The 23,013-nt window shown below is 59.6% G+C and carries 19 protein-coding genes, 2 tRNA genes and 3 pseudogenes; 15 read left to right on the forward strand and 9 right to left on the reverse strand.

Going from position 1 to position 23,013, the window contains the following annotated elements; genetic code table 11:
- The first annotated feature begins 55 nt into the window (after positions 1 to 55).
- Both MUBE_RS09255 and MUBE_RS09260 read left to right on the forward strand, forming a co-directional pair.
- Positions 56 to 127: transfer RNA gene (locus tag MUBE_RS09255), tRNA-Gln, on the forward strand.
- A gap of 85 nt (positions 128 to 212) precedes the next feature.
- Positions 213 to 285 (forward strand) — tRNA-Glu (locus tag MUBE_RS09260).
- A 23-nt stretch (positions 286 to 308) separates the two neighbouring features.
- On the opposite strand, the pseudogene MUBE_RS09265 reads toward MUBE_RS09260, so the two are convergent.
- Together MUBE_RS09265 and MUBE_RS09270 are read right to left on the reverse strand one after the other, a co-directional pair.
- Positions 309 to 798, reverse strand: a pseudogene (locus tag MUBE_RS09265) (PPOX class F420-dependent oxidoreductase); the annotation flags it as partial.
- A gap of 144 nt (positions 799 to 942) precedes the next feature.
- The gene (locus MUBE_RS09270; protein WP_116540432.1) at positions 943 to 1,458 is read right to left on the reverse strand and encodes a helix-turn-helix domain-containing protein; all 516 of its coding nucleotides are present in this window, start codon (positions 1,456 to 1,458) and stop codon (positions 943 to 945) included.
- Between the two features lie 67 nt (positions 1,459 to 1,525).
- Between MUBE_RS09270 and leuC the strand changes: the two genes are divergently transcribed.
- The 3 genes from leuC to MUBE_RS09285 all read left to right on the forward strand — a co-directional run bounded on the left by leuC (position 1,526) and on the right by MUBE_RS09285 (position 4,428).
- Positions 1,526 to 2,977 carry a 3-isopropylmalate dehydratase large subunit gene (gene leuC, locus MUBE_RS09275; protein ID WP_116540306.1) on the forward strand — a complete coding sequence of 484 codons (1,452 nt, stop codon included), beginning with the start codon at positions 1,526 to 1,528 and terminating at the stop codon, positions 2,975 to 2,977.
- 40 nt (positions 2,978 to 3,017) lie between these two features.
- On the forward strand, positions 3,018 to 3,614 hold the full coding sequence (leuD, locus tag MUBE_RS09280) for a 3-isopropylmalate dehydratase small subunit (protein WP_116540307.1): 597 nt from the start codon (positions 3,018 to 3,020) through the stop codon (positions 3,612 to 3,614).
- Positions 3,615 to 3,828: 214 nt separating this feature from the next.
- On the forward strand, positions 3,829 to 4,428 hold the full coding sequence (locus MUBE_RS09285; protein WP_116540308.1) for an HU family DNA-binding protein: 600 nt from the start codon (positions 3,829 to 3,831) through the stop codon (positions 4,426 to 4,428).
- Positions 4,429 to 4,496: 68 nt separating this feature from the next.
- On the opposite strand, the gene mutT1 is transcribed toward MUBE_RS09285, so the two are convergent.
- The 3 genes from mutT1 to cofC all read right to left on the reverse strand — a co-directional run bounded on the left by mutT1 (position 4,497) and on the right by cofC (position 8,458).
- The gene (gene mutT1 / locus MUBE_RS09290; protein WP_116540309.1) at positions 4,497 to 5,432 is read right to left on the reverse strand and encodes an 8-oxo-(d)GTP phosphatase MutT1; all 936 of its coding nucleotides are present in this window, start codon (positions 5,430 to 5,432) and stop codon (positions 4,497 to 4,499) included.
- A 73-nt stretch (positions 5,433 to 5,505) separates the two neighbouring features.
- Positions 5,506 to 7,725: an RNA degradosome polyphosphate kinase gene (locus MUBE_RS09295; RefSeq protein ID WP_116540310.1), complete on the reverse strand. Its 2,220-nt coding sequence runs from the start codon at positions 7,723 to 7,725 to the stop codon at positions 5,506 to 5,508.
- A gap of 82 nt (positions 7,726 to 7,807) precedes the next feature.
- Positions 7,808 to 8,458: a 2-phospho-L-lactate guanylyltransferase gene (cofC, locus tag MUBE_RS09300; protein ID WP_116540311.1), complete on the reverse strand. Its 651-nt coding sequence runs from the start codon at positions 8,456 to 8,458 to the stop codon at positions 7,808 to 7,810.
- A gap of 583 nt (positions 8,459 to 9,041) precedes the next feature.
- Between cofC and MUBE_RS09305 the strand changes: the two genes are divergently transcribed.
- A complete protein-coding gene (locus MUBE_RS09305; RefSeq protein ID WP_116540312.1) occupies positions 9,042 to 10,091 on the forward strand; it encodes an NAD(P)H-dependent glycerol-3-phosphate dehydrogenase in 1,050 nt (349 codons plus the stop codon).
- A 119-nt stretch (positions 10,092 to 10,210) separates the two neighbouring features.
- Positions 10,211 to 11,365 (forward strand): D-alanine--D-alanine ligase family protein, encoded by a 1,155-nt coding sequence (locus tag MUBE_RS09310; RefSeq protein WP_424399070.1) that lies wholly within the window; start codon positions 10,211 to 10,213, stop codon positions 11,363 to 11,365.
- Between the two features lie 9 nt (positions 11,366 to 11,374).
- Here MUBE_RS09310 and MUBE_RS09315 read toward each other — a convergent pair whose 3' ends face one another.
- Positions 11,375 to 11,893 carry a DUF3515 domain-containing protein gene (locus MUBE_RS09315; protein WP_116540434.1) on the reverse strand — a complete coding sequence of 173 codons (519 nt, stop codon included), beginning with the start codon at positions 11,891 to 11,893 and terminating at the stop codon, positions 11,375 to 11,377.
- A gap of 229 nt (positions 11,894 to 12,122) precedes the next feature.
- Here MUBE_RS09315 and MUBE_RS09320 point away from each other — a divergent pair, with 229 nt between their 5' ends.
- Positions 12,123 to 13,100 (forward strand): thiamine-phosphate kinase, encoded by a 978-nt coding sequence (locus MUBE_RS09320; protein WP_116540313.1) that lies wholly within the window; start codon positions 12,123 to 12,125, stop codon positions 13,098 to 13,100.
- A gap of 92 nt (positions 13,101 to 13,192) precedes the next feature.
- A complete protein-coding gene (locus MUBE_RS09325; RefSeq protein WP_116540314.1) occupies positions 13,193 to 13,876 on the forward strand; it encodes a uracil-DNA glycosylase in 684 nt (227 codons plus the stop codon).
- A gap of 27 nt (positions 13,877 to 13,903) precedes the next feature.
- Here the strand turns inward: MUBE_RS09325 and rpmB are convergent, their stop codons facing one another.
- Complete coding sequence (rpmB, locus tag MUBE_RS09330; RefSeq protein WP_116540315.1) at positions 13,904 to 14,098, reverse strand: 50S ribosomal protein L28; 195 nt, start codon at positions 14,096 to 14,098, stop codon at positions 13,904 to 13,906.
- 322 nt (positions 14,099 to 14,420) lie between these two features.
- On the opposite strand from rpmB, the pseudogene MUBE_RS20300 reads away from it, so the two are divergent.
- From MUBE_RS20300 to MUBE_RS09345, 3 genes and pseudogenes are all read left to right on the forward strand, one after another.
- Positions 14,421 to 15,714 (forward strand): annotated as a pseudogene (locus MUBE_RS20300) (DAK2 domain-containing protein).
- A gap of 2 nt (positions 15,715 to 15,716) precedes the next feature.
- Complete coding sequence (gene recG / locus MUBE_RS09340) at positions 15,717 to 17,930, forward strand: ATP-dependent DNA helicase RecG (RefSeq protein ID WP_116540316.1); 2,214 nt, start codon at positions 15,717 to 15,719, stop codon at positions 17,928 to 17,930.
- Positions 17,927 to 18,640: an HNH endonuclease family protein gene (locus MUBE_RS09345; RefSeq protein ID WP_116540317.1), complete on the forward strand. Its 714-nt coding sequence runs from the start codon at positions 17,927 to 17,929 to the stop codon at positions 18,638 to 18,640. Before recG ends, MUBE_RS09345 begins: the two co-directional genes overlap by 4 nt.
- Before the next feature lie 18 nt (positions 18,641 to 18,658).
- Here the strand turns inward: MUBE_RS09345 and MUBE_RS09350 are convergent, their stop codons facing one another.
- Positions 18,659 to 19,507, reverse strand: coding sequence for an aldo/keto reductase (locus MUBE_RS09350; RefSeq protein WP_116540318.1), 849 nt, complete (start codon positions 19,505 to 19,507; stop codon positions 18,659 to 18,661).
- A gap of 1 nt (position 19,508) precedes the next feature.
- Positions 19,509 to 20,302, reverse strand: a pseudogene (locus tag MUBE_RS09355) (aldo/keto reductase).
- A gap of 48 nt (positions 20,303 to 20,350) precedes the next feature.
- Here MUBE_RS09355 and MUBE_RS09360 point away from each other — a divergent pair.
- From MUBE_RS09360 to MUBE_RS09370, 3 genes are all read left to right on the forward strand, one after another.
- Positions 20,351 to 21,469: an alpha/beta hydrolase gene (locus MUBE_RS09360; RefSeq protein WP_116540319.1), complete on the forward strand. Its 1,119-nt coding sequence runs from the start codon at positions 20,351 to 20,353 to the stop codon at positions 21,467 to 21,469.
- 89 nt (positions 21,470 to 21,558) lie between these two features.
- On the forward strand, positions 21,559 to 22,338 hold the full coding sequence (locus MUBE_RS09365; RefSeq protein ID WP_165849793.1) for a DsbA family protein: 780 nt from the start codon (positions 21,559 to 21,561) through the stop codon (positions 22,336 to 22,338).
- Positions 22,339 to 22,345: 7 nt separating this feature from the next.
- Positions 22,346 to 23,008 carry a vitamin K epoxide reductase family protein gene (locus MUBE_RS09370; protein ID WP_116540321.1) on the forward strand — a complete coding sequence of 221 codons (663 nt, stop codon included), beginning with the start codon at positions 22,346 to 22,348 and terminating at the stop codon, positions 23,006 to 23,008.
- The last annotated feature ends 5 nt before the right edge of the window (positions 23,009 to 23,013 follow it).

Here is a 23,013-nt window from a genome sequence, read left to right on the forward strand (position 1 = left end):
AGGCATTCACTATAGTTCACAGGATGTGATCTCAAACAGCGATTTTAGTAGTAAATGGGGTATGGTGTAATTGGCAACACAGCTGATTCTGGTTCAGCTATTCTAGGTTCGAGTCCTGGTACCCCAGCAAAGTCAGCCAGATTCCCAGCGATGCCCTAAGCAATTCGGTGGGCCTAGTGGTATGAGCTATGCTAACAGCTCGGATTAGTTCTGGCCCCGTCGTCTAGCGGCCTAGGACGCCGCCCTCTCACGGCGGTAGCGTGGGTTCGAATCCCATCGGGGCTACAAACCAACCACTGGCCTGTCCCTGGTGAGGTCGACCTGCCCTCCGGCAGGTGCCGGTACGCCGAGCTTGCGGTGATCCCACGAACGGATACGGCGGGTGACAATGCGGACGCCGACTCGTTTGTTTATTATCCGGTCGATTATGGGTTTTGCGTAGTCGGTGTAAGGGCCAGTATAGCGTTCCCACATGCTGATTCCTACCCGAAAAAGGAAATCAGGATCGTCGACGATCTCCGCAGTGCCTTCAAAAGACGCCCCGCGTAATGTGTCATACGTGCTGCCTTCCTCGATTAGAAAGCTGACTCGCGGGTCCCGTTTGAGGTTGACCGCTTTTTGTGATTTGGTCTTGGTTGCCAGCCAAATTTGACTGTCGATGACGGTATACCACATCGCGGTCAAATGTGGCTGACCGTTCGGACCGATGGTGGCTAGCGTACCGGTGCGGCTGTTGACGACGAAGTCAGTGATTTCAGCCTCGGACATGACGATGTTTGCGCGCTGATTGGTTCCCATTGGATCAGTCTGTCAGGCGATCATCAGCATCGAGCCAATAGCTTAAGAAAAGCACGACTGTGAATTCTGCGACCAGGCTACGCTGTCCCGAGAGTGCATTGTGTGGTTCGCAGTCGATACGCAGAGTTTTCTACAGGCGGCGAATCAGTGCTCAGCCTCCGATAATAAGTCAGCGGCCGAGCGTGCACCGAGGTGTTGCCCCATCCGGTCGATGGGTTCAGACACCGATATGGCAGCGACAACGATCGTTATTGGCAGCAAAGCCCCGATCGGAACCGTATCGCGAAGGCCCGCAGGAAGTTCCAGTGCAGCAACGCAGACCCATGAGGTGCTTTCGCGGCGATACAGCTGCACGTTTTCGCCGGTGGTCTTACACAACACAGATAGCACCGCCGCGTCAGCAGCTAGCAATGGATCGTTAACATGGATCGCGAGTTCCCAGATCGTGAGATCAAGCCGCTGCCGGCCCTCGTCGTCGCGCGCCACCAGACGATGAACCTCCAGTGTGGCCGTCAGACGGTAGGTGGTGGCCCTGGGTAAGCCAGTTTGATCGCACAGTTTGGCCAATCCGCACGGAGATTCCGCGATCGTGTATAGCAGTGCAACGGCTTTGTCGAGTACGCCGATAGCGCTGTTCTTTCTAACACAAAGATATAGAATTTTATTCCGAGGTATCAATACAAGTTGACCGGTGAGTCGCTAATGAGGCGAATCGAGGCGCTTAAGTATGGACAACGATAAGAAACAAACAGGCAATGACTACAAGCCTCGCACATTGGCCGAAAAAGTTTGGGACGACCACGTTGTGGTAGCCGGTCAGGGCTCTTACCAACATCGCGACCCTGATTTGATTTACGTTGATCTGCATTTGGTGCACGAGGTTACCAGCCCGCAAGCTTTTGACGGCCTGCGTTTAGCTGGCCGGCCGATGCGCAGGCCCGATCTGACCCTGGCCACCGAGGATCACAACGTGCCTACCATCGACATCCACAAGCCGATCGCTGACCCGGTGTCGCGCACTCAAGTGGAGACATTGCGGCGCAACTGTGCCGAATTCGGTGTTCGGCTATACCCGATGGGTGATATCGAACAGGGCATCGTTCATGTTGTCGGGCCGCAGTTAGGCCTGACTCAACCGGGCATGACGATAGTCTGCGGCGACAGCCACACTTCTACCCATGGCGCTTTCGGTGCACTCGCGATAGGCATCGGCACCTCGGAGGTTGAGCATGTACTCGCCACCCAAACGTTGCCGTTACGCCCGTTCAAGACAATGGCAGTCAACGTCGATGGGCGGTTGCCTGCTGACGTCACGGCCAAGGACATCATTCTTGCGTTGATCGCCAAGATTGGCACCGGTGGCGGGCAGGGCTACGTCATCGAATACCGAGGCAGCGTCATCGAATCGATGTCCATGGAGGGCCGGATGACGATTTGCAACATGAGCATCGAGGCTGGTGCCCGAGCAGGAATGGTAGCTCCCGACGAGATCACTTACGAGTTCTTACGTAGCCGCCCACACGCCCCGAACGGTGCGCAATGGGATGCCGCAGTAGCCTACTGGCGGCAGTTGCGCACCGATGCCGACGCTGTGTTCGACACAGAGGTCTATCTTGATGTGACCTCGTTGAGTCCGTTTGTCACATGGGGGACAAACCCCAGCCAAGGAGTGCCGTTGGCCGCGACGGTGCCTGACCCTGAACTGATGACCGACGACGCCGCTCGACAGGCCGCCGAGAAAGCGTTGGTGTACATGGACCTTCGCCCAGGAACACCGATACGTCATATCGCGGTCGATGCAGTGTTCGTCGGGTCGTGTACCAATGGCCGCATTGAAGATCTGCGGGTGGTGGCCGATGTGTTGCATGGCCGCAAGGTGGCCGACGGTGTGCGGATGCTGATTGTCCCTGGTTCGATGCGGGTACGTGCGCAGGCTGAAGCCGAAGGGCTCGGTGAGATTTTTATCACTGCGGGCGCGCAGTGGCGGCAGGCGGGCTGTTCGATGTGTTTGGGCATGAACCCCGATCAGCTTGCGCCTGGGGAGCGGTGTGCCGCGACGTCTAACCGAAATTTCGAAGGACGGCAAGGTACGGGTGGCCGTACACATTTGGTATCCCCGGCCGTCGCCGCCGCCACCGCGGTTCGCGGCACTTTATCTGCTCCAGCCGATTTGAACTAGCTCGTCCGGCCTGAATTGAGTAAGGGAGTATGGGGTACACATGGAAGCCTTCCACACCTACACCGGCATTGGCATGCCGCTGCGGCGGTCCAATGTTGATACCGATCAGATTATTCCGGCGGCCTTTTTGAAGCGTGTCACCCGAACCGGTTTCGGGGACGGCTTGTTTGCGACGTGGCGGGCTGATCCTTCATTTGTGCTCAATCTCAGCCCGTTCGATCGGGGTTCCATCCTGGTCGCCGGGCCCGATTTCGGGATCGGGTCGTCGCGTGAGCATGCGGTGTGGGCGCTCATGGACTATGGATTCCGGGTGGTTATTTCGTCTCGATTTGGTGATATTTTTCACGGTAATGCAGGCAAGGCGGGGCTGCTAGCGGCTCAAGTAGCCCAAGATGATGTCGAACTTCTGTGGAAACTCATCGAACAGAGCCCAGGGTTGGAAATCACTGTCAATCTTCAACATCGAAACGTCACGGCGGGAACGGTGGTGTTGCCGTTCAAGATTGACGACTACACTGCTTGGCGACTGCTTGAAGGACTCGACGATATAGCACTTACGCTGCAGAAATTCGACGAGATCGAGACATTTGAGTTGGCTCGTCCGGAGTGGAAACCGCGGACAGTATCCACCTCCTGAAGGGTCGAACTGGCCGGGTTTTCCGCTCGTTAACCAACGCTGCCGGGTGTATTTTTCTCCTCCCGCTACCAGTTAAGGGCAGCAACCAGATTGCGATAATTTCCGACGTTGTTTCAGTGAAATTGCGCGTGGCTCTTGGAAATCAGCGGGCTGAGGGTTTACCGTGTCCACTAGTCGGTTCGAAAACGAGGACCACTGACTTCGGAGGATTTGGATGAACAAAGCAGAGCTCATTGACGTGCTGACACAGAAATTGGGCTCGGACCGTCGGCAGGTGACCGCCGCCGTCGAGAATGTCGTTGATACGATTGTGCGCGCGGTACATAAGGGCGACAGTGTCACCATTACCGGGTTCGGTGTGTTCGAGCAGCGTCGCCGAGCTGCACGTGTGGCCCGCAACCCCCGCACTGGCGAAACGGTGAAGGTGAAGCCGACGTCCGTCCCGGCATTCCGCCCGGGTGCGCAATTTAAAGCGGTTGTGGCTGGCGCACAGCGTCTCCCAGCGGAAGGACCAGCGGTCAAGCGTGGTGTAGCGACCAGCGCAGCCAAGAGGGCAGCGGTTAAAAAGGCTCCAGCCAAGAAGGCCGTAGCTAAGGCTCCGGCCAAGAAGGCCGTAGCTAAGGCTCCGGCCAAGAAGGCTGCGACCAAGAGGACGCCCGCCAAAAAAGCGACCAAAGCGGTGAAGAAGGTCGCCGCCAAGACTCCGGTGCGCAAGGCAGCGACCAAGGCTCCGGTGCGCAAGGCAGCGACCAAGGCTCCGGCCAAGAAAGCTCTAGCCAAGAAGGCTACCGCCGCCAAGCGGGGTCGTAAGTAAGGAAGTAACTAGTCCTAACGCAGATACCCTTTGGGTGGCAGCAACGCCGCTCAAAGGGTATCTGCGTATTAGGCCCGTACGTTGGTTGCAAGCGCGCTGCCGACGTGGTCGGCTGCCGCTAGTCGGCCGGCCGACAGTGACAGCACCCATGTGCTGCCCTTGCGATTGCGTGATTTGTCGGGGCGTACTTCGTCGCGTTCGCACCACCACGCGATCAGGTCTGGAATCACTTTGCCCTGCGAACAGATCACTGGCGTTCCTGGCTGTGCCGCGATTCGCAGCACTCGCTGTCGGCCATGTGTGGGGTTCTTGGCGTAGGCCTCCTCGGTTAAGCTGGGCTCATTGTGGATCGGTACACCCAATTCTGTGGCGACCGGTTCTACCGTTTGATGACAGCGCAACCGATCGGCCGCATACACATCGGTGGCACCAAAGGCAAGCAGCTGTCCGATCAATGCTTCCGCCTGTGCGCGGCCCTGTTTGTCCAAAGGTCGCTTGGTGTCATCCTGGGAGAAGCGTGACTTCCTGCCGGCGTTCCCGTGCCGGACGATCAGCACGGTTCGCGTGTTAGCTGGCTGTTTAGCGAACCGGCGCAATACTTTTCGATCCTGCGCGTAATCCAGTCTTTTCATTGCGTCGGTAATTGGTAGCCAGAGCAGTTCGTCGACCTCGCCGTTAGGGACGAATTGTCCCCTGGTGCTGCGCGCTGCCCAGTAGTGCACCTTCTTGACGCGTTGATCGATCGGGTAATTCACCGCAATGAGCCGTGCGCCAAGTGTCGCGTGGTGACCTGTCTCCTCGAACACCTCTCGTACGGCCGTTACCGGAGCAGTCTCGCCAGGGTCCACTTTACCTTTGGGCAGCGACCAGTCGTCGTAACGAGGACGGTGGATTACGGCAATCTCGATGGCCGGGTCGGAATTTCCCGGTCGCCATAACACCGCCCCCGCGGCGTAGACGATCTGACCATCGGAGCGCCGACGGGATGAGTTCTGGATCGACACCTCAACTCCTGCAGGTTAATTGGGTTAGGACCATTCACAGTCGTGGATGTGGCCACAAGATCACCAAACAGCATTAGCGGCTTCGGTGCCGCTCCATCAACGATTCTTGGTGGTCGCGTACTCGTTGGCCTTCCTGCGGCGACGCAGTCCACTGTCCGTCTGGCCGCAGTTCCCAGCACCGGGTAGACGGGTCCAGTGCGGACTCGAACAACTCATCCAGCTGCGCGGTCAGCCTCGGGTCTTTAACTTGAGCCAGCACCTCGACACGTCGGTCCAGGTTGCGGTGCATCATATCGGCGCTGCCGATCCAGAACTCATCGACGGCGCGGAAGTGGATGATACGCGAATGTTCGAGGAAACGGCCGAGAATCGATCGGACGAAGACGTTTTCAGAGAAACCTTCGGTTCCTGGACGTAGTGCACATATGCCACGCACCACCACCTCGACCCGTACGCCAGCCTGCGACGCGCGATACAGCGCATCAATGACTTGTTCGTCGACCAGAGCGTTCATCTTGAGTCGGATCCGGCCCTTACCGGCTTGGGGGCCGGCTTCATGATGGGCGGCCACCTCGCGCTCGACACGCTCGATAATGCCCCGGCGAATTCCCTGCGGGGCTACCAGAAGGTTGCGGTAAGTCAGTTTACGCGAATACCCGGTAAGCGAATTGAACAAATCAGTCAGGTCGGCGCCGATATCGGGTGCCGCGGTCAGCAGACCGACATCTTCGTACAGCCGAGCGGTCTTGCTGTTGTAGTTGCCGGTTCCGATATGACAGTACCGCCGGATCGTCGAGCCCTCACGACGCACTACAAGGCAGGTCTTGCAGTGTGTCTTGAGTCCAACGAGCCCGTACACCACATGCACGCCTGCGTGTTCCAGCGCGCGTGCCCACCGGATGTTGGCCTGCTCGTCAAAGCGTGCCTTAATTTCGACCAGTGCCACTACTTGCTTTCCTGCCTCGGCGGCTTCGATGAGCGCCAGCACGATCGGTGAACCGCCCGAGGTACGATACAGCGTCTGTTTGATTGCCAGTACATCGGGGTCGGCGGCGGCCTGTTCGATGAATCTTTGCACGCTGGTGGAAAACGAATGATAGGGATGATGCACTAGTACGTCGCCTTCGCGCAGCGTTGCGAAGATGCTCTCGGGAGTTTCCCGCTCGGCGAAAGCGGGATGAGTGTCGGGAATAAATGCACGGTCTTTAAGCGCGGGTCGATCCAGTCTGTAGATTTGCCACAACGACGACAGGTCCAGCAGCCCGGGCACTTCGATGACGTCGCTGGGATGCACGCCGAGCTCCCGCAACAGCAATTCTAGCATGCTTTCGGTCATGTCGTCGGCGATCTCGAGTCGCACCGGCGAACCGAATCGCCGCCGTGCCAATTCTCGTTCCAGCGCCTGTAGTAGGTCTTCGTCGCGATCCTCTTCAACCTCGAAGTCAGCGTTGCGGGTAATGCGGAACGCATGATGCTCGAGGATTTCCATACCGGGGAAGAGAACTGGAAGAAACGCTGCGATCAGCTCTTCCATCGGCAGGAATCGGTGAATGAGCTGACCTTCGTCTCCGGTAGCGGTATCTCTGACTGCCTTGCGTTCAGAGAGTTCAACGAACCGATCGACGTTGTCGGGCACCTTGACCCGGGCGAAATGCTGAGCGCCGGCGCCAGGTTGTTTGACGGTGACCGCCAGGTTCAAGCTTAACCCGCTGACAAACGGAAACGGGTGGGCGGGATCGACAGCCAATGGTGTCAAGACGGGGAAGACCTGCTCGTTGAAATAGGTAGATAATTGGTCGCGTTCGGACTGATCTAAATCGGCCCATGTGACAATATAGATGCCTTCTTCACCGAGTGCGGGTAACACCGAATCGAGGAACGCCCGTGCATGCCGGCTGGCGATTCGTTGGGTCTGTTCGCCGATTCGGCTCAGTTGCTCACGTGGGGTGAGACCGTCAGCGGAGCGTGCCGACAAGCCCATCTCGTCGCGGCGTTTGAGGCCGGCGACCCGAACCATATAGAACTCGTCGAGATTGGACGCGAAGATCGCCAGAAACTTGGCTCGCTCCAACAACGGCAACGAATTATCGGCGGCCAGTGCGAGCACGCGCGCGTTGAAATCCAGCCAGCTTGATTCTCGGTTGAGGTAGCGGTCGTCAGGCAGCTGGTCTTGGCTCGCAGAGATGGTCGCCGCGGGCGGTGCTGTGAGCGCCGAGTCGTCTGAATGCCATATATTCTCTTCAGGCCGGGCTTCAGCTTCGATTTCTGTCACTACAAGATCATTGCTCATCATCCGGTGATGCGGCTAGCACACTGTGGACATCCGTTCCGCATTGATGCGCCGTTCACCCTGGGTGATGCGTTAGCTGGTCGAGCTATAGATGTGCGACCACCCGAGCGGTGGCGGCCCCGATGCCCAGACGGCAGGCAGCCGCCAGATCGGCAGGCGTGTCGACGTCGCATCGTAGGCCAGGCCAGGGTCCCGTCAGTTCGATCGCACCCGAACGGCGATGTTGCGCGGACGAATCCGGTCCGAACTGCGGGTCGAGCGCGGTTCCGAATGCGCAGAGCGCCGAGGTTCCGCTGCCGAGTCGGTCAGCGACGAAGCTGCGCTGATGGTGTCGTGCGGCAATGATTGCCTCGGACAATTCCTGTGTCTGCAATGCAGGCAAATCTCCTTGCAGTACAATGATATTGGAGAGTAACCCGGTTACCATGTGTTCCGCGGTGGCAATAGCGTTATTCAGTGGATCGTCATGCTCCTCAGGTGTCGGGTCAGCCAGCACGTTGGCGCCAAGTTCGGCTGCCGCCGCCGCGGCGGCTTCGTCAGGTGTGATAACAGTGATCGAACTCAGTGCTGAAACGTGTGTCGCTACAGTTAGGGTGTCTATCAGCATGGCCAACACCACATTTTCTCGTGTTCGCGCCGAGAAAACTGAGCTTAGCCTGGTCTTGGCGGCGGCCAACCGCTTAACGGCGATGATCAAGCCGACATCACCTGTGCCGCCGGCCTGTGTGCAACTCATGCACCTATCCTGCCAGCGCTGGTCGCTGTCTTCTTTGCAAGTTAGGGGCACTGCCTGCTTGCGAGGGAGACGCGCGAACGCGCTTGTGAGAGGCGATTGGCACGCTATAGAGTTGTGTTGGAGTATAACTAGCAATTTTCTAGTCTGCCTGGGAATCGGCACTGCAACCCCGGTGACTAGCCAAGCTGGGCTGATCATATGTCTGGAGCGATGGTCGAATCTTCCAGATCGATGTTAGAGTACGGTTGGAATAGTAAAGCGCCGCAATGACTTCCGCGCTGACCGACAGGAACTGCGCGCCAGTAGTGGTGGGGAGCGACAACGACCAAAGGGTGACTTTACCAGCGAAGTTTTAGTTCCACGTATTTGCTGCAGTGCACTTAAGATCTGATCGTCGGACGTGGGGGTCGGTATCGGCCATGCTGTTCAGTCCACGTATCGGTTGCCGAGATGATGCACCGCTAGAATAACGGCCGCAGCCCAGCGCCACGCTAGCGTGATCGTAACTGGCGTGACAGTAGCTCGTCGCTGGTCTGGGCCGTGTTGGCTGCAGATGTGGCTTTAACAATTACGGGGGTGGTGGATGGTCGACGCAGTGGCCAGTTCGGAAGATGCTGTAGCTGTGATGGGCGCCGGTGCATGGGGCACCGCGCTGGCCAAGGTGCTTGTTGATGCCGGCGGGCTGGAGGGAGGGGTCGTATTGTGGGCTCGGCGACCTGACGTTGCTGAACAGATCAACACCACTCGATACAACCGCGCCTACTTACCGGGAATACTGCTGCCGTCAGGTATACGCGCTGTCTCCGATCCTGCAGAGGCGCTACGCGGTGCGTCGACGGTGCTCCTAGGGGTGCCGGCGCAGCGGATGCGGGCCAACCTCGAGCGGTGGGGTGGTTTGGTGGCCGACGGTGCAACCCTGGTGAGTTTGGCCAAGGGCATCGAGCTAGGCACTCTGATGCGGATGAGTCAGGTCATCGTTTCGGTAACCGGCGTGGACCCGGCGCAGGTCGCGGTAATTTCGGGACCCAACCTGGCTAGCGAGATCGCTCAATGTCAGCCTGCAGCCACCGTCATCGCATGCACCGACTCGGGCCGATCTGTCGCTTTACAGCGCATACTTAGCAATGGCTACTTCCGACCGTACACTAACAGCGATGTTGTCGGCACCGAAATTGGCGGGGCATGCAAGAACATCATCGCGCTGGCGTGCGGGATGGCGGTGGGCGTTGGTTTCGGCGAAAACACCGCGGCGGCGATCATTACCCGAGGCCTGGCGGAGATCATCCGGCTGGGGGTGGCGCTAGGCGCTAAGAGCACGACGTTGGCTGGCCTGGCGGGGGTAGGTGATTTGGTGGCCACCTGCACATCGCCACATTCGCGGAACCGGTCGCTGGGCGAACGCCTGGGACGGGGCGCGACCATGCAGTCGACCTTGCACGGTACGGATGGCCCCGGTGGTGGGGATGGCTATGTCGTTGAGGGTGTGACGTCATGCGCGTCGGTGCTCACGCTGGCGTCCAGGCATGACGTCGAAATGCCGCTCACCGACGCCGTATATCGAGTCTGTCACGAAGGACTCTCGGTAGAGAAGGCGATAGCCTTGTTGTTGGGCTGCAGTACTAGGCCGGAGTAAAACACTCCGCCCAAAATAAGACAACCCCCGCCCAGTCGGCTTCGTGAGTAGCTGGAAACCCCCAGTCCAGAGCTCCTATGCCGCTCTTGGAGCTGCTTGACCGGTAGCCTTTCTAGGTTGTGAATGCCTACCAGCGGCTCCTGACATCACGGCTGTCACCGAGTGGCCGCGTGCGCGTTGCCGTCGTATTTGGTGGGCGCAGCAACGAACATGCCATCTCCTGTGTGTCTGCCGGCAGCATACTGCGCAATCTGGATCCACAGCGGTTCGACGTGGTCGCGGTCGGCATCACTCCGGAGGGGTCGTGGGTGCTCACCGATCCCAACCCTGATTCACTGGCGATCGTCAATCAGCAGCTTCCCGCGGTGAGCTGTGAATCGGGAACCGAGTTGACACTGCTGGCCGATCCGCGGCGAAGCGGCCAACTGGTGTCACTTTCGCACGGTGCAGACCTCAATGCTGGAGAGATATTGGCGTCGGTTGATGTGGTATTCCCGGTGTTGCACGGTCCCTACGGCGAGGACGGTACTATTCAGGGGCTGCTGGAACTTGCTGGTGTGCCCTATGTCGGCGCTGGTGTGTTGGCCAGTGCTGTCGGCATGGACAAGGAATTCACCAAGAAGCTGTTCGCCGCGGAGGGACTTCCGCTGGGCGCGCACGTGGTGTTGCACCCGTCACGGCCAACGTTGCATCGATGGGAGTGCAGAAGGCTGGGTTTGCCGGTATTTGTTAAACCTGCGCGAGGTGGCTCGTCGATCGGTATCAGCCGGGTGTCGAGCTGGAGTCAGTTGTCCACCGCGATTGCCGACGCTCGCCGGCACGATCCGAAGGTGATAGTCGAGGCGGTGGTTAACGGCCGCGAGCTGGAGTGCGGTGTGCTCGAGATGCCGGATGGCACTGTGGCGGCCAGCACGGTGGGGGAGATCCGGGTGGCCGGGGTGCGAGGACGCGAGGACGCGTTCTACGATTTCACGACCAAATATCTTGACGACGCAGCCGAGTTAGACGTACCCGCCAAGGTGGATGAAGATGTTGCCGACGAGGTGCGTCAGCTGGCGATCCGGGTATTTCGGGCCATCGACTGCCAGGGCCTGGCCCGAGTGGACTTCTTCCTCACCGCCGACGGGCTGGTGATCAACGAAATCAACACGATGCCGGGATTTACCACAATCTCGATGTACCCGCGGCTGTGGGCGGCCAGCGGCGTGGACTACTCGACTTTGCTAGCGACCATGGTGGACACGGCGTTGGCTCGGGGCGTGGGTCTGCGTTAAATGAGCCAGCTAGTGAGGCCGAGCTGGGTTGATTGGGACGGTCGTCAAAGTGCGGTCGATTACCTCGGAGAGTTCTTGGATGGGTGTCGGACCCGATCCTGATGGCAGTGTTAATGCAACATAGACTGGCCTATCCACCGTGTACCAGGTGGATCGGCTGGCATCACGGGCGGATTGTGGTTCGGTGGCCACCTCAAACCACTGCACGTGGTCGACGGTCTGGATCGGGGAACCCACTACGAAGTCGGCCGGGTGGTCGAGTCCGCAACGCAGCACCACCGGCTCGATGTCTGGCCCGGTTCGCCAGGCGGCCACACCGTCGGGTGCCGGTTGCGCGATGGGCGCGCGCTGATAGTCGCCGAGCCGCTGCGGCAATGCTTGCGCCAGCGATCGGCATGCGGCTGTGGTGGCCTGCGGGGCTGGGACGGCAGCAACGGCAACTGGCCGCGGCAGCGCGTGGCGGGTTGCCGCGAGGACCAGGATTACGCCGATCGTTGCCGCTGCCAGCACCACCGCGGCGATTGTCATGGCGTGCGGTGGCCTGCCAGCGTCGGGGTCATTCGTCACCTGCCCAGCCACCTCCTGACCGAATTCCTTACCTGCCGTGCTGTTTGTCGGGCCATATGCTGTACACATCGGCACCGGGCTTTACACTGGCGGCTGTCCGCTTGCGCGGGCCGGCAGGGACTTAACTTACCGCAGGTTGGGTGATCGTTTGGGTACTCTCAGATGTCCGGGACGCGCCAAAGGAGGTGGCGTGCTTAACCATGAGTTTGGGGCGTCAGGGGAGTCGGTAACGCTTGAACAGCTCGGTGAGTTTGCGATAATCGACCGGCTGGTGCAGGGGCGCAGACAGCCTGCTGTGGTCGCGCTCGGACCCGGTGATGACGCGGCGGTGGTGACTTCCGGCGACGGTCGCACCGTGGTATCAACTGATGTCCTGGTGCAGGATCGCCACTTTCGACTGGACTGGTCAGCACCGCACGATGTCGGCCGCAAGGCGATCGCGCAGAACGCTGCCGACATTGAGGCGATGGGGGCGCGGGCCACCGCATTCGTGGTGGGTTTGGGAGCGCCTGGTGATACGCCGATGACGCAGGTGAACGCGTTAGTGGACGGGCTGTGGGACGAGGCTGGGCGCATTGGTGCCGGCATCGTCGGCGGCGATCTCGTTAGCTGCCCGCAATGGGTGCTCTCTGTTACGGTGCTGGGTGATCTTGACGGTCGCGCTCCGGTACTGCGGTCTGGGGCTAAAGTCGGCTCCATGGTAGCTGTTGCTGGTGTTCTGGGCTGCTCGACTGCTGGTTACGCCCTGTGGCACAAAGGAATTGATGGATTCGATGAGCTGCGACGTCGGCATGTGGTGCCTGAGCCGCCATATGGCGGAGGGGCCGCGGCCGCAGCGTGCGGGGCCCAGGCAATGATCGACGTCTCCGATGGTTTGATCGCCGACCTGCGCCACGTTGCACGGGCATCCGGGGTGTCGATTGACCTATCCACTGCGGCGCTTGCCGTAGACCACGCTGCGTTGACCGCGGCCGCGACCGCAGTGGGCGGTGATCCGTGGCCGTGGGTGCTGTGCGGCGGTGAAGATCACGCCCTGGTGGCCTGTTTCGCTGGCCCGACACCGGCTGGGTGGCGCATCATCGGACGGGTGTTTGATGGGCCGGCTCGGGTGCTTGTCGATGGGCATGAGTGTCGGGGATATGCGGGTTGGCAATCCTTTGGAGGTTAGGGTTTCACGGTGACCGTCTACCCGATCGCCCTGCTGAAGTACACCGACCGACAAGCACCTGAGTACTGGGAAATCTTGGTGCAGGGGTTGGGATGACCGCGCGTCCGTTGAGTCAGCTCGTCGAGCAAGGGTGGGCGACGGCGTTAGAGCCGGTTGCTGACCAGGTAGCCGAGATGGGTCGATTTCTGCGGGCCGAAATATCGGCAGGGCGAAGGTACCTACCTGCTGGGCGGAATGTTTTGCGCGCCTTTACGTATCCTTTCGACACTGTGCGGGTCTTGATCGTTGGGCAAGATCCGTACCCGACGCCGGGTCATGCTGTTGGTCTGAGCTTCTCGGTGGCTCCCGATGTGCGTCCGTTGCCCCGCAGTCTGGCTAACATCTTCGAGGAGTATAGTGCAGACCTGGGCTATCCGTTGCCCGCGTGTGGGGATCTGACCCCCTGGGCGCAGCGCGGTGTGCTGCTGTTGAACAGGGTGCTGACGGTACGCCCTAGTAACCCGGCATCTCACCGGGGCAAGGGCTGGGAAGTGGTCACGGAGTGCGCGATCCGCGCGCTGGCTGTGCGCTCAGAGCCGATGGTGGCGATTTTGTGGGGTCGCGATGCTGCTACGCTGAAGCCGATGCTGCTGGCGGGTAACTGTGTGGTGATTGAGTCGCCACACCCCTCGCCGTTGTCGGCGTCTCGTGGGTTCTTCGGCTCGCGTCCGTTCAGCCGGGCCAATGAGATACTCGCTGGGCTGGGTGCTGAGCCCATCGATTGGCGCTTACCCTGACCGCCTTGGCGTGCAGTGCGCAAGAAGTCAGCCGCGGGTAACCTTGCCGGCTCTAATGCAGGAGGTGCAGACGTTGAGCCGCTGCTTGTTGCCGCCGGGACGCGTCACCATATGCACGGTTTGCACGTTGGGGTCCCACCGGCGGTTAGTGCGGCGGTGGGAGTGTGACACTGACTTGCCGAAGCCAGGGCCTTTCCCGCAGATATCGCACACAGCGGCCATTCTGCAAGCTCCTCAAATCTCCTGCTGGGGTACGGCAACCAGCCGCATATAGAGGCTGGGACAGCCAAGCTGACCCAGGCGCTAACTTAGCGTAGTGACTGCTGCGGGCAACCACCAAAACGGTCAACAGCTGTCGGACGGTCACGGCCAGTATGGTCCACTTCCGTTGGCTAATCTCAATGGACCGGTTCGCCCCGCCGACGTGTGGGGTTTCACAGGCAATCACCTCGCGTGCGGCGTCAAGTTACGCTGGCGCACACTGGGGTGCGGCGGAAGGAGGTGGGTCACACTGGGCACTTGTCGTAGTTTGCAGGAACGTCTGCTGGACGCGTCGATATTGTGGGATTCGGCGTACGTTGCTGTCAGCGAACCCATCATTCACATTGACGAGATTAACCGGCGTAATGTGTTCCCGGTTGTCGATTCCGATACTGGCCGCTGACGTGCTCTTCGCCATGCGTTCTGCGCTAGTTGAGACGAATGCGAGAGCCAACGCGCAGAGCTAATCAGGCGACGTTGCTCGGGTCATGGCAGCCCTGTCGGAAGGTGCGCTAAACGACGCCCGTGGCAAGCCCGGCGTGATCGTCTCCCAGATCTTGCGTGGCATCGCCGGCGTAACCGTAAGTGCGACTGCCGAGTCCGGCAGCGAACTACCCGATGTTGGTGTCGCGCTGCTTGGGGCTAGGTTGCAGCGCGATGTCGAACTGACCATTATTTCGAGGGGCGACGAAAAGATCCCAGAGACCATCGTTTCGGTGTTGCTAGCCACCGCAGTTGTCGTCGAGCAGTGCGTCAATGGCAGGGAGGGGCTGGTTCCGGTGGTTATCACCCGCCGGTGACGCGGTCGTTGTGGCGCTAGCGATGATCTTTGAACAGTTTGGTTTGTTCGCTGACGCCGGCGCGGTGTACGCCGGTGGACGGAGCCTGCTGGTCCGCTTGAACGCGCTGCGCTCGACATTCACCGCGGCGGCAGCTTGTACATCGTGCGCGGTGCTGTGCGACCAAAAGTGATGAAGTAATCAGACACCGAGCACCGCGATTCGAGGCGATGTACCTACTAGATCGGTGCGATCTGGATGGGTGCGATGCTGACGCGGCGGACACGATGCGGGATCGGCTCGAGAAATTGGGTGAATCGGTCGCCATTGTGGTCGCGCCTGTGGTGAATCAACGCAGTTACTTGGTGCATAATCCACACTGACGATGCCGGCATAGTCATCGAAGCAGGATTGGTAGCAGGACAATTCAGCCGAATTGTGGTTGTGGCGCTGAATTCCGCCACCACCGGACTGCCGGTGGGTAGATGGACGGTGCTAGCCGCCGTCGACGGTGACGATGTCGCCGAATCGTTCGCCAGAGAAGGAGCCTACATGCTGCAGCTGGCGCCAGGCGCCGTCAATCTAGCCGCGGGTATTAGCGTCCACCAGCTGATGCAGGCCGTGGTGGATACCGGTGCTGCCCATGTGAGAGGGATGCTCAACGGTGATACAGCAGTTGACGTCGCAGCGGTGAGTGACATCCTGCAACAGCACGTGCACGACAACCATCTGGGGACTGAATTGGTTGTTTACTGCAGCGGGCATCACAGTGACGCGCTGCTGATCGGAGTCGAGTAGTTGTGGTGTCACTATCCGATCGGCTCGACTACATTGTGGGCGCCAAGGCCGCTGATTCCCTCGACGAAGTGTTCGGTATCCGAACCGTCGACGACCTGCTACGCCACTACCCACGCAGTTACACTGAGGGCGCGACCGTGCGGGGCGCCCAAGACGAGCGGCCAGAAGCAGGTGAGCACACCACCATCGTCGACGTCATCACGGAGGCGGTGACGTTACCGATGAAGAAGGACCCGAAGAAGAAATATCTCCGTCTCACCGTTGGCTCTGGACGTAACAAGGTTACCGCAACGTTTTTCAACGCGGGCTACATTAGCAAGGGGCTCACCAAAGACACGAAGGTGATGCTCTCCGGGGAGGTTGGGTTTTTTCGGGGTGCTATGCAGCTGACGCATCCCGCGTTTCTCATTCTCGACTCGCCGGACGGACGCAACCGGGGCAGCAGTTCGCTGCGCAGCATTGCCGATGCTTCGCAGGCTGTCAGCGGCGAAGTTCTGATATCGGCGTTCCAACGTCGCTTCTTTCCGATCTATCCGGCAAGTACCAAACTGCAGAGCTGGGATATCTACGCCTGTGTGCGTCAGGTGCTGGACGTCCTTGATCCGGTGCCCGATCCGCTGCCCGTAGAACTGCGCACCATGCATGGTCTGATATCCGAAGATGAGGCGCTGCGCGCTATCCATCTCGCCGAGAGCGAGCCGGAACGTCGGCGTGCGCGGGAGCGATTAATCTTCGATGAAGCTGTCGGCTTGCAGTGGGCGTTGGTCACACGCAGGCACGGTGAGTTGTCGGAATCGGGTCCGCCGGCACCGCCGCGGTCTGACGGCCTGGTGGCGGAACTGATGCTCCGGTTGCCGTTCGAGCTGACGGCGGGACAGCGCGAGGTGCGCGATGTGCTGTCTGATGAACTTGCGACGACCCGCCCGTTGAAGCGTCTACTGCAGGGTGAGGTTGGGTCGGGCAAGACCATCGTCGCGGTACTAGCAATGTTGCAGATGGTCGACGCCGGTTACCAGTGTGCTTTGCTGGCGCCTACGGAAGTTCTTGCCGCACAACATCTGCTGTCGATCCGCGATGTCCTTGGCCCGTTAGGGATGGGGGGTCAGCTGGGTGGGATTGAAAACGCCACCCGGGTGGCGCTGCTTACCGGCTCGATGATAGCGGCGCAGAAGAATCAGGTTCGTGCCGACATTGTCAGCGGCCAGGCTGGCATCGTCATCGGCACGCACGCGCTGCTGCAGGACGCGATCGAATTCCACAACTTGGGCATGGTGGTGGTCGACGAACAACATCGCTTCGGTGTCGAGCAACGAGATCGATTGCGCGCCAAGGCTCGTGACGGCATAACGCCGCACTTATTGGTGATGACGGCGACGCCAATCCCGCGTACTGTCGCGCTTACCGTCTATGGCGACTTGGAAACGTCGACGCTACGTGAATTGCCGCGCGGACGTCAGCCGATCACCAGCAACGTCATCTTTGTCAAGGACAAGCCTTGGTGGCTGGACCGGGCCTGGCAACGCATCCTCGAGGAGGTCGCCGCAGGCCGCCAAGCGTATGTGGTGGCGCCTCGGATCGACGAGACCGACGGTCCGCAAAGAGGCGAGCAGAACAGCAGGCCATCGGCAACCGCGGAGGGACTCTATACCCGATTGCGTTCCGATGAGCTCGCGAACGTGCGGTTGGCGCTCATGCACGGACGGTTGTCTACTGACGAGAAGGATGCCACGATGACGGCTTTCCGCGCAGGAGAAATCGATGTGCTGGTATGCACCACCGTTATTGAGGTGGGCGTAGACATCCCCAACGCCACTGTTATGCTGGTGATGGATGCCGACCGGTTTGGAATCAGCCAGTTGCATCAGTTACGCGGTCGCATCGGTCGTGGTGCGTATCCGAGCCTGTGTCTGTTGGCCAGCTGGGTCTCGCCGGGATCCCCGGCCGGGCGCAGGCTATGTGCTGTCGCCGAGACCATGGACGGGTTCGCGCTTGCCGATCTCGACCTCAAGGAGCGTCGGGAAGGAGATGTGCTGGGCCGCAGACAATCCGGTAAGGCGATTACCTTGCGGTTGCTGTCATTGGCCGAGCACCAGGTGATAATTGAGGCTGCGCGTGACTTCTGCATGCGTTCCTACCATGATCCGCATCCCGGATTAGCAGGGTTGGCAGCACGATTCACCGACACCGACCGCATCAAATACTTGGATAAGTCATGAGTCGCAAAGTTGTACTGTGGTTGTCGACTGTTGCGGTATTCGCGCTGGTGGTCGCCTATCAGACGTTGGGATTATCGTCAGCCGGGCGTGCTGGCGAATTCGCTGTACACGCTGGCATGCCGAGGGTACACCCGGGCACCGATGTGCTGGTGAATGTTGTTGTGCTGCCGCAGCGCCTACATCGCTATGACTACCACCGGTTGGCGTTCGGCGACCCGTGGGATGACAACAACGATGCCCCGCTCGGGAACAACGGGTGTGACACTCGCGAGGACATCCTCACCCGCGATCTCGTGGACAAGACGTTCGTGTCGATCAAGCGGTGTCCAAATGCGGTGGCCACCGGCACGCTGCATGATCCGTATACCAAAAAGACCGTCGCTTTCCAACGCGGCGCAAAGGTCGGCGAATCAGTGCAGATCGACCACATCGTCCCGCTCGCCTACGCCTGGGATATGGGGGCCTACGGCTGGCCCCAACGGCAGCGGCTGCGGTTTGCTAACGATCCTGCCAACTTACTAGCCGTCGACGGTCAGGCCAATCATGACAAGAGCGATTCGCCGCCGGCTCGGTGGATGCCGCCAAACGCCGCGTTCACGTGCCAATATACTATGCAGTTTATCGCTGTGCTGCGCGGTTACCAGCTACCGCTAGATGAGCCGTCGACGGGTGTACTGCGTCAGGCCGCAACGACCTGTCCGACCGGGTAGTGGTCAGAGGGCGAGATATCAGCTGTCAGCGTAGGTTTCTGGATCCGGGCGAAGCCGGGTGCCGTCATGTAGGCTATTCATTGCGTCCATGTGCTCGATGGCCAATTCGAAATCGAAGATGTCGAAGTTGCTGGCAATGTGTTCGACTTTGGTGGATCGGAAGATCACCGCATTACCTAGCTGCAAGTTCCACCGAAGTAGTACTTGTGCGGGTGTCTTGCCATATTCGGCGGCGATCGAAGTCAAGGTCGGGTTGCCCATCAACAGGCCGAGAACCAGTGGGGTGTAGGACTGGGTGACAACGTTGTGCTGAGCATTTGATTTGCGCATCTCGTATTGGTTGAGCAGTGGGTGTAGCTCGATTTGGTTGACCGTCGGCGTGACCAAGGTGAGATCGATAACCGCTGACAAATGCTCATCGGTGAAGTTGCATACGCCGATTGAGTGTGCATGCCCTTCGCCGCGGGATTGGATCATGCCCCCCCAGGCGTCCACATACTGGCCCACTGGAGGGGCTGGCCAATGAATCAGGTAGAGGTCGACGTAGTCCATGCTGAGTCGGTCCAAGCTGGCCTTGCAAGCATCTTGAGACTTGATGAAACCCTGATCGGGGGTAGCCAACTTGGTGGTGACGAACAACTCGCCGCGGGGAATCCCGGAGGTGGCAATCGCCCGGCCGACCGCGGCTTCATTGCCATAGGCCGCAGCGGTGTCGATGAGCCGGCAGCCGATTTCCAGTGCCGTCAAAACCGCGTGTTCGGTCTCGTTCTCCGACAGTTCTGCGACACCAAGACCGAGCACGGGCATCGTGTTTTCGTCGTTAAGAGCTATTGAGGGGATAGAGGGGCTGGGGGCACCCGGCATCATTTCACCTGCCTGTGAAATCGAAGGTGTGTAGGTTGCGTCCAAGCCGGGCTCCGTCATCGAGCAGGGAGATCGACGCCATTTCCTCGGCTCTGAGTTCGGAATCGAACACGTTGCAGTTGCTCGCAATCCGTGAGGGTTTACCGACTTGGAAATCACGATATTACCGAGCTTGATATGCCACCTCACCAGAAGTCTGTGCCGAGGTCCGGCTTCAGCCTTCGGTCACAATGGTGATTGTCGGGTGGGCCAACAACAACCTTTTGCCTAACGGTGACCATGCCTCAGTGGCGATCCCACGGCGGGCGTGCACCTCGCGCAGCTTCCGCTGTGGCAGCCGCAAATATAACTCGATCTGATTAACCACGGGAACAGTGCCGGTGGCATCGGCCAGGACCGCGAGTTGCTCGGGCTAGGAGTTACTGACTCCGATAGATCGGATTCGGCTCTGATCACGCAGGCCGGCAAAGCCCTTGAAAGTATCGATGGACTTGTTGAGCGGCAGCTAATGTATCAGGTACAGGCCGGGGTGATCTAGTCCAAACCGCTCCATACCGACGTTGAACGCCGTCAGCGTGCTGTCGTAGCGGTGATCGGTATTCTATAACGTTGGTAACCACGTGCAGTTTGGTCGCGGGGTACACCGGAGTCGGCAATCGCTTGTTCGATCCCTCACTACGCTGTGGTGGATTGCCGCAGTGTCGATATGCCGATAATTGGTGCGCAGCGCGGTGCCGACCACCTGCTCAGTGTCGGTCGGCACGCGATCCGAGACACGCCAAGCTCGACGGTGGGAATCGAATTAGCGTCAGTTTAGCCTAACCAGGTTTTTCGAGGGAGCAGCCCATGACCCAGAGTTTGCCAGGCGCAGCAGATCTTCATCATGGCGTTAGCCACGAACCAACGCGGTGGACCAGTCGCGTGCAGAGCAAAATCACCACCGTCGGCGCTAAGGTTTTTCCGTGGATTCCGAACGTCGCTAAGAAGGTGCTGTCAGTCGGTCGGTCGGTCATCATCGACGGGAATACGCTTGACCCCACGCTTCAGCTGATGTTGTCCAGCATGCGTGCCATTGGTATCGACGGGCTGGTCGTCCATGACGATGTTGCTGCATCTCGCGCCCAGATGCGCGAGGCCTCGTTGTCGTTGCCGGGTCCGCAGATCCACGTCGAGGTAGACGACTTTTCATTGCCCGGGCTGGGTGGTGATATTCCGGCACGGCATTACCGCCCGGCCAGTGGCGCGGTTGCCCCGTTGCTGGTCTTTTACCACGGCGGTGGCTGGACACTCGGCGATTTGGACACCCACGACGCGCTGTGTCGGTTGACGTGCCGCAACGCTGACATCCACGTCTTGTCGATCGACTACCGACTGGCACCTGAGCATCCGGCTCCGGCAGGGATCGAGGACGCCTATGCCGCCTTTGAGTGGGCGTACCAGAACGCCGAGCAGCTTGGCGCTAGTTCCGGGCGGGTCGCGGTGGGTGGGGATAGCGCCGGTGGTAACCTGGCGGCCGTTGTGTGCCAATTGGCCCGCGACACCGGCGGCCCTGCTCCGGTGCTGCAGTGGCTGCTCTACCCGCGAACCGACTTCACCGCACAAACCCGGTCAATGACGCTGTTCGCCTGTGGCTTTTTGTTGACCAAGCGGGATATGGACTTCTTTCAAGCGCAGTATCTGAGAGGTTGCGGTATCGAGCACACCGATCCGCGGCTGTCGCCGTTGCGGGCCGAATCGTTATCCGGGCTAGCGCCGGCGCTGATCGCGGTAGCGGGATTTGATCCACTGCGCGACGAAGGTGAGAGCTATGCAGCGGCGCTGCGTGCCGTCGGGACTGCGGTGGACCTGCGTTGCATGGGTTCGCTATTGCACGGCTTCGCTAATTTGTTTCCGCTCGGCGGTGGCTGTGCTGCCGCGACAAGCGAGCTGATTTCGGCGCTGCGTGCTCACCTGAGCCGGACGTAGCCATCCAATTCATCGTCGCCGGTACTCTAGAGGTGCCGTCGCCCGATCGTGGATTGGGCTAAATTGAACACGTTAGGATCAGCAAACCTGTGGCCGATACCCGCAAACGTCCCCAGCGACTCGACCTGAAGTCGGCCGACGGCAGTTCCGGCCGAGCTCTGATGGTCGCGGGCACTGCGATCGTCGTTATCTTCGCGGTTGTCGTCGTCTTCGCCGTCATGAAGTCGCAGCATGCCAGTAAGGAAGGTGTGGCTCCGCTGACTGGTTCGGGCGACACGGTGCGGGTGATTTCGAGCAAGTTAGTCACCCAGCCGGGTACTAACAACCCCAAGGTTGTGATGTCTTTCTACGAGGACTTCTTGTGTCCAGGTTGCGGTGATTTCGAGCGGAATTTCGGGTCCACGGTGTCCAAGCTCATCGACATCGGTGCGATTGCGGCTGATTACTCTGTGGTGTCCATCCTGGACCACCCGCGGAACCATAACTATCCGTCACGGGCAGGTGCGGCGTCCTTGTGCGTCGCCGATGAATCCATGGATGCATACCGTCGGTTCCGTACCGCGTTGTACAGTCGCAACTTCCAACCCAATGAACTTGCGAGCAGTTTCCCCGACAATGCGAAATTGATCGAAGTCGCGCGGGAAGCCGGCGTGGTCGGGAAGGTTCCGGACTGCATTAACAGTGGGAAGTACCTGGCCAAGGTTGTCGCAGAAGCAGCGTTCGCGAAGATCTCGGCAACCCCGACGATCAAGATCAACGGCGACGAATATGACCCATTGACGCCTGATGCGCTAGTGGCCAAGGTCAAAACGATCGTGGGCGCCGTTCCGGGCATCGACATGGCTGTCACTGCTACAACTACGTCGTAATTACTCGGTGTCAGCACAGCCTGTTGAGCGTCCCGGCGACTCGACAACGACTCCGGCCAGCGAATTGCTGATACCAGTGCCCACCGCGTGGTGGGTGCTGGTATCGGGTGTGATTGGCTTAGTCGCTTCGATGACATTGACGGTTGAGAAGATCAGAATTTTGCTTAACCCAGCCTACGTGCCGTCGTGCAACGTCAACCCGATCGTTGCGTGCGGTTCGGTAATGATCACGCCACAGGCGTCGGTACTGGGGTTTCCCAACTCGTTGTTTGGCATCGTAGGCTTTACTTTGGTGACGGTCACCGGCGTGCTGTCTGTCGCGAAAATTTCACTGCCACAATGGTATTGGATCGGACTGACGGTCGGGACGCTGATTAGCGTGGGGTTTGTGCATTGGCTGATCTTCCAGAGCCTATACCGCATCGGGGCGTTGTGTCCTTACTGTATCGTGGTCTGGACGGTCAGCGTTTCGCTGCTGGTAGTGGTCACCTCTATCGTTTTTCGTCCCCTGCTTGAGGGGCCAACTAGCTGGACCAAAATCATAGCCCGGGGGATTCACCAATGGCGATGGTCGATCGCCACTCTGTGGTTCATTACGGTGTTTCTGCTGATCGCGGTGCGGTTCTGGAACTACTATTGGTCCACACTACTTATGAGTTATCGGCTTTAGGGGCC

This window comes from Mycobacterium uberis (assembly GCF_003408705.1).
GTDB lineage: Bacteria > Actinomycetota > Actinomycetes > Mycobacteriales > Mycobacteriaceae > Mycobacterium > Mycobacterium uberis.

What these genes read in the sequence shown, in the direction of transcription:
- leuC (WP_116540306.1), top strand. Translation starts at nt 1,526, where the DNA reads ATGGACAACGATAAGAAACAAACAGGCAATGACTACAAGCCTCGCACA.
- leuD (WP_116540307.1), top strand. Translation starts at nt 3,018, where the DNA reads ATGGAAGCCTTCCACACCTACACCGGCATTGGCATGCCGCTGCGGCGG.
- MUBE_RS09285 (WP_116540308.1), top strand. Translation starts at nt 3,829, where the DNA reads ATGAACAAAGCAGAGCTCATTGACGTGCTGACACAGAAATTGGGCTCG.
- MUBE_RS09295 (WP_116540310.1), bottom strand. Translation starts at nt 7,725, where the DNA reads ATGATGAGCAATGATCTTGTAGTGACAGAAATCGAAGCTGAAGCCCGG.
- cofC (WP_116540311.1), bottom strand. Translation starts at nt 8,458, where the DNA reads ATGAGTTGCACACAGGCCGGCGGCACAGGTGATGTCGGCTTGATCATC.
- MUBE_RS09305 (WP_116540312.1), top strand. Translation starts at nt 9,042, where the DNA reads ATGGTCGACGCAGTGGCCAGTTCGGAAGATGCTGTAGCTGTGATGGGC.
- MUBE_RS09315 (WP_116540434.1), bottom strand. Translation starts at nt 11,893, where the DNA reads ATGACAATCGCCGCGGTGGTGCTGGCAGCGGCAACGATCGGCGTAATC.
- MUBE_RS09325 (WP_116540314.1), top strand. Translation starts at nt 13,193, where the DNA reads ATGACCGCGCGTCCGTTGAGTCAGCTCGTCGAGCAAGGGTGGGCGACG.
- rpmB (WP_116540315.1), bottom strand. Translation starts at nt 14,098, where the DNA reads ATGGCCGCTGTGTGCGATATCTGCGGGAAAGGCCCTGGCTTCGGCAAG.
- MUBE_RS09345 (WP_116540317.1), top strand. Translation starts at nt 17,927, where the DNA reads ATGAGTCGCAAAGTTGTACTGTGGTTGTCGACTGTTGCGGTATTCGCG.
- MUBE_RS09350 (WP_116540318.1), bottom strand. Translation starts at nt 19,507, where the DNA reads ATGATGCCGGGTGCCCCCAGCCCCTCTATCCCCTCAATAGCTCTTAAC.
- MUBE_RS09360 (WP_116540319.1), top strand. Translation starts at nt 20,351, where the DNA reads ATGACCCAGAGTTTGCCAGGCGCAGCAGATCTTCATCATGGCGTTAGC.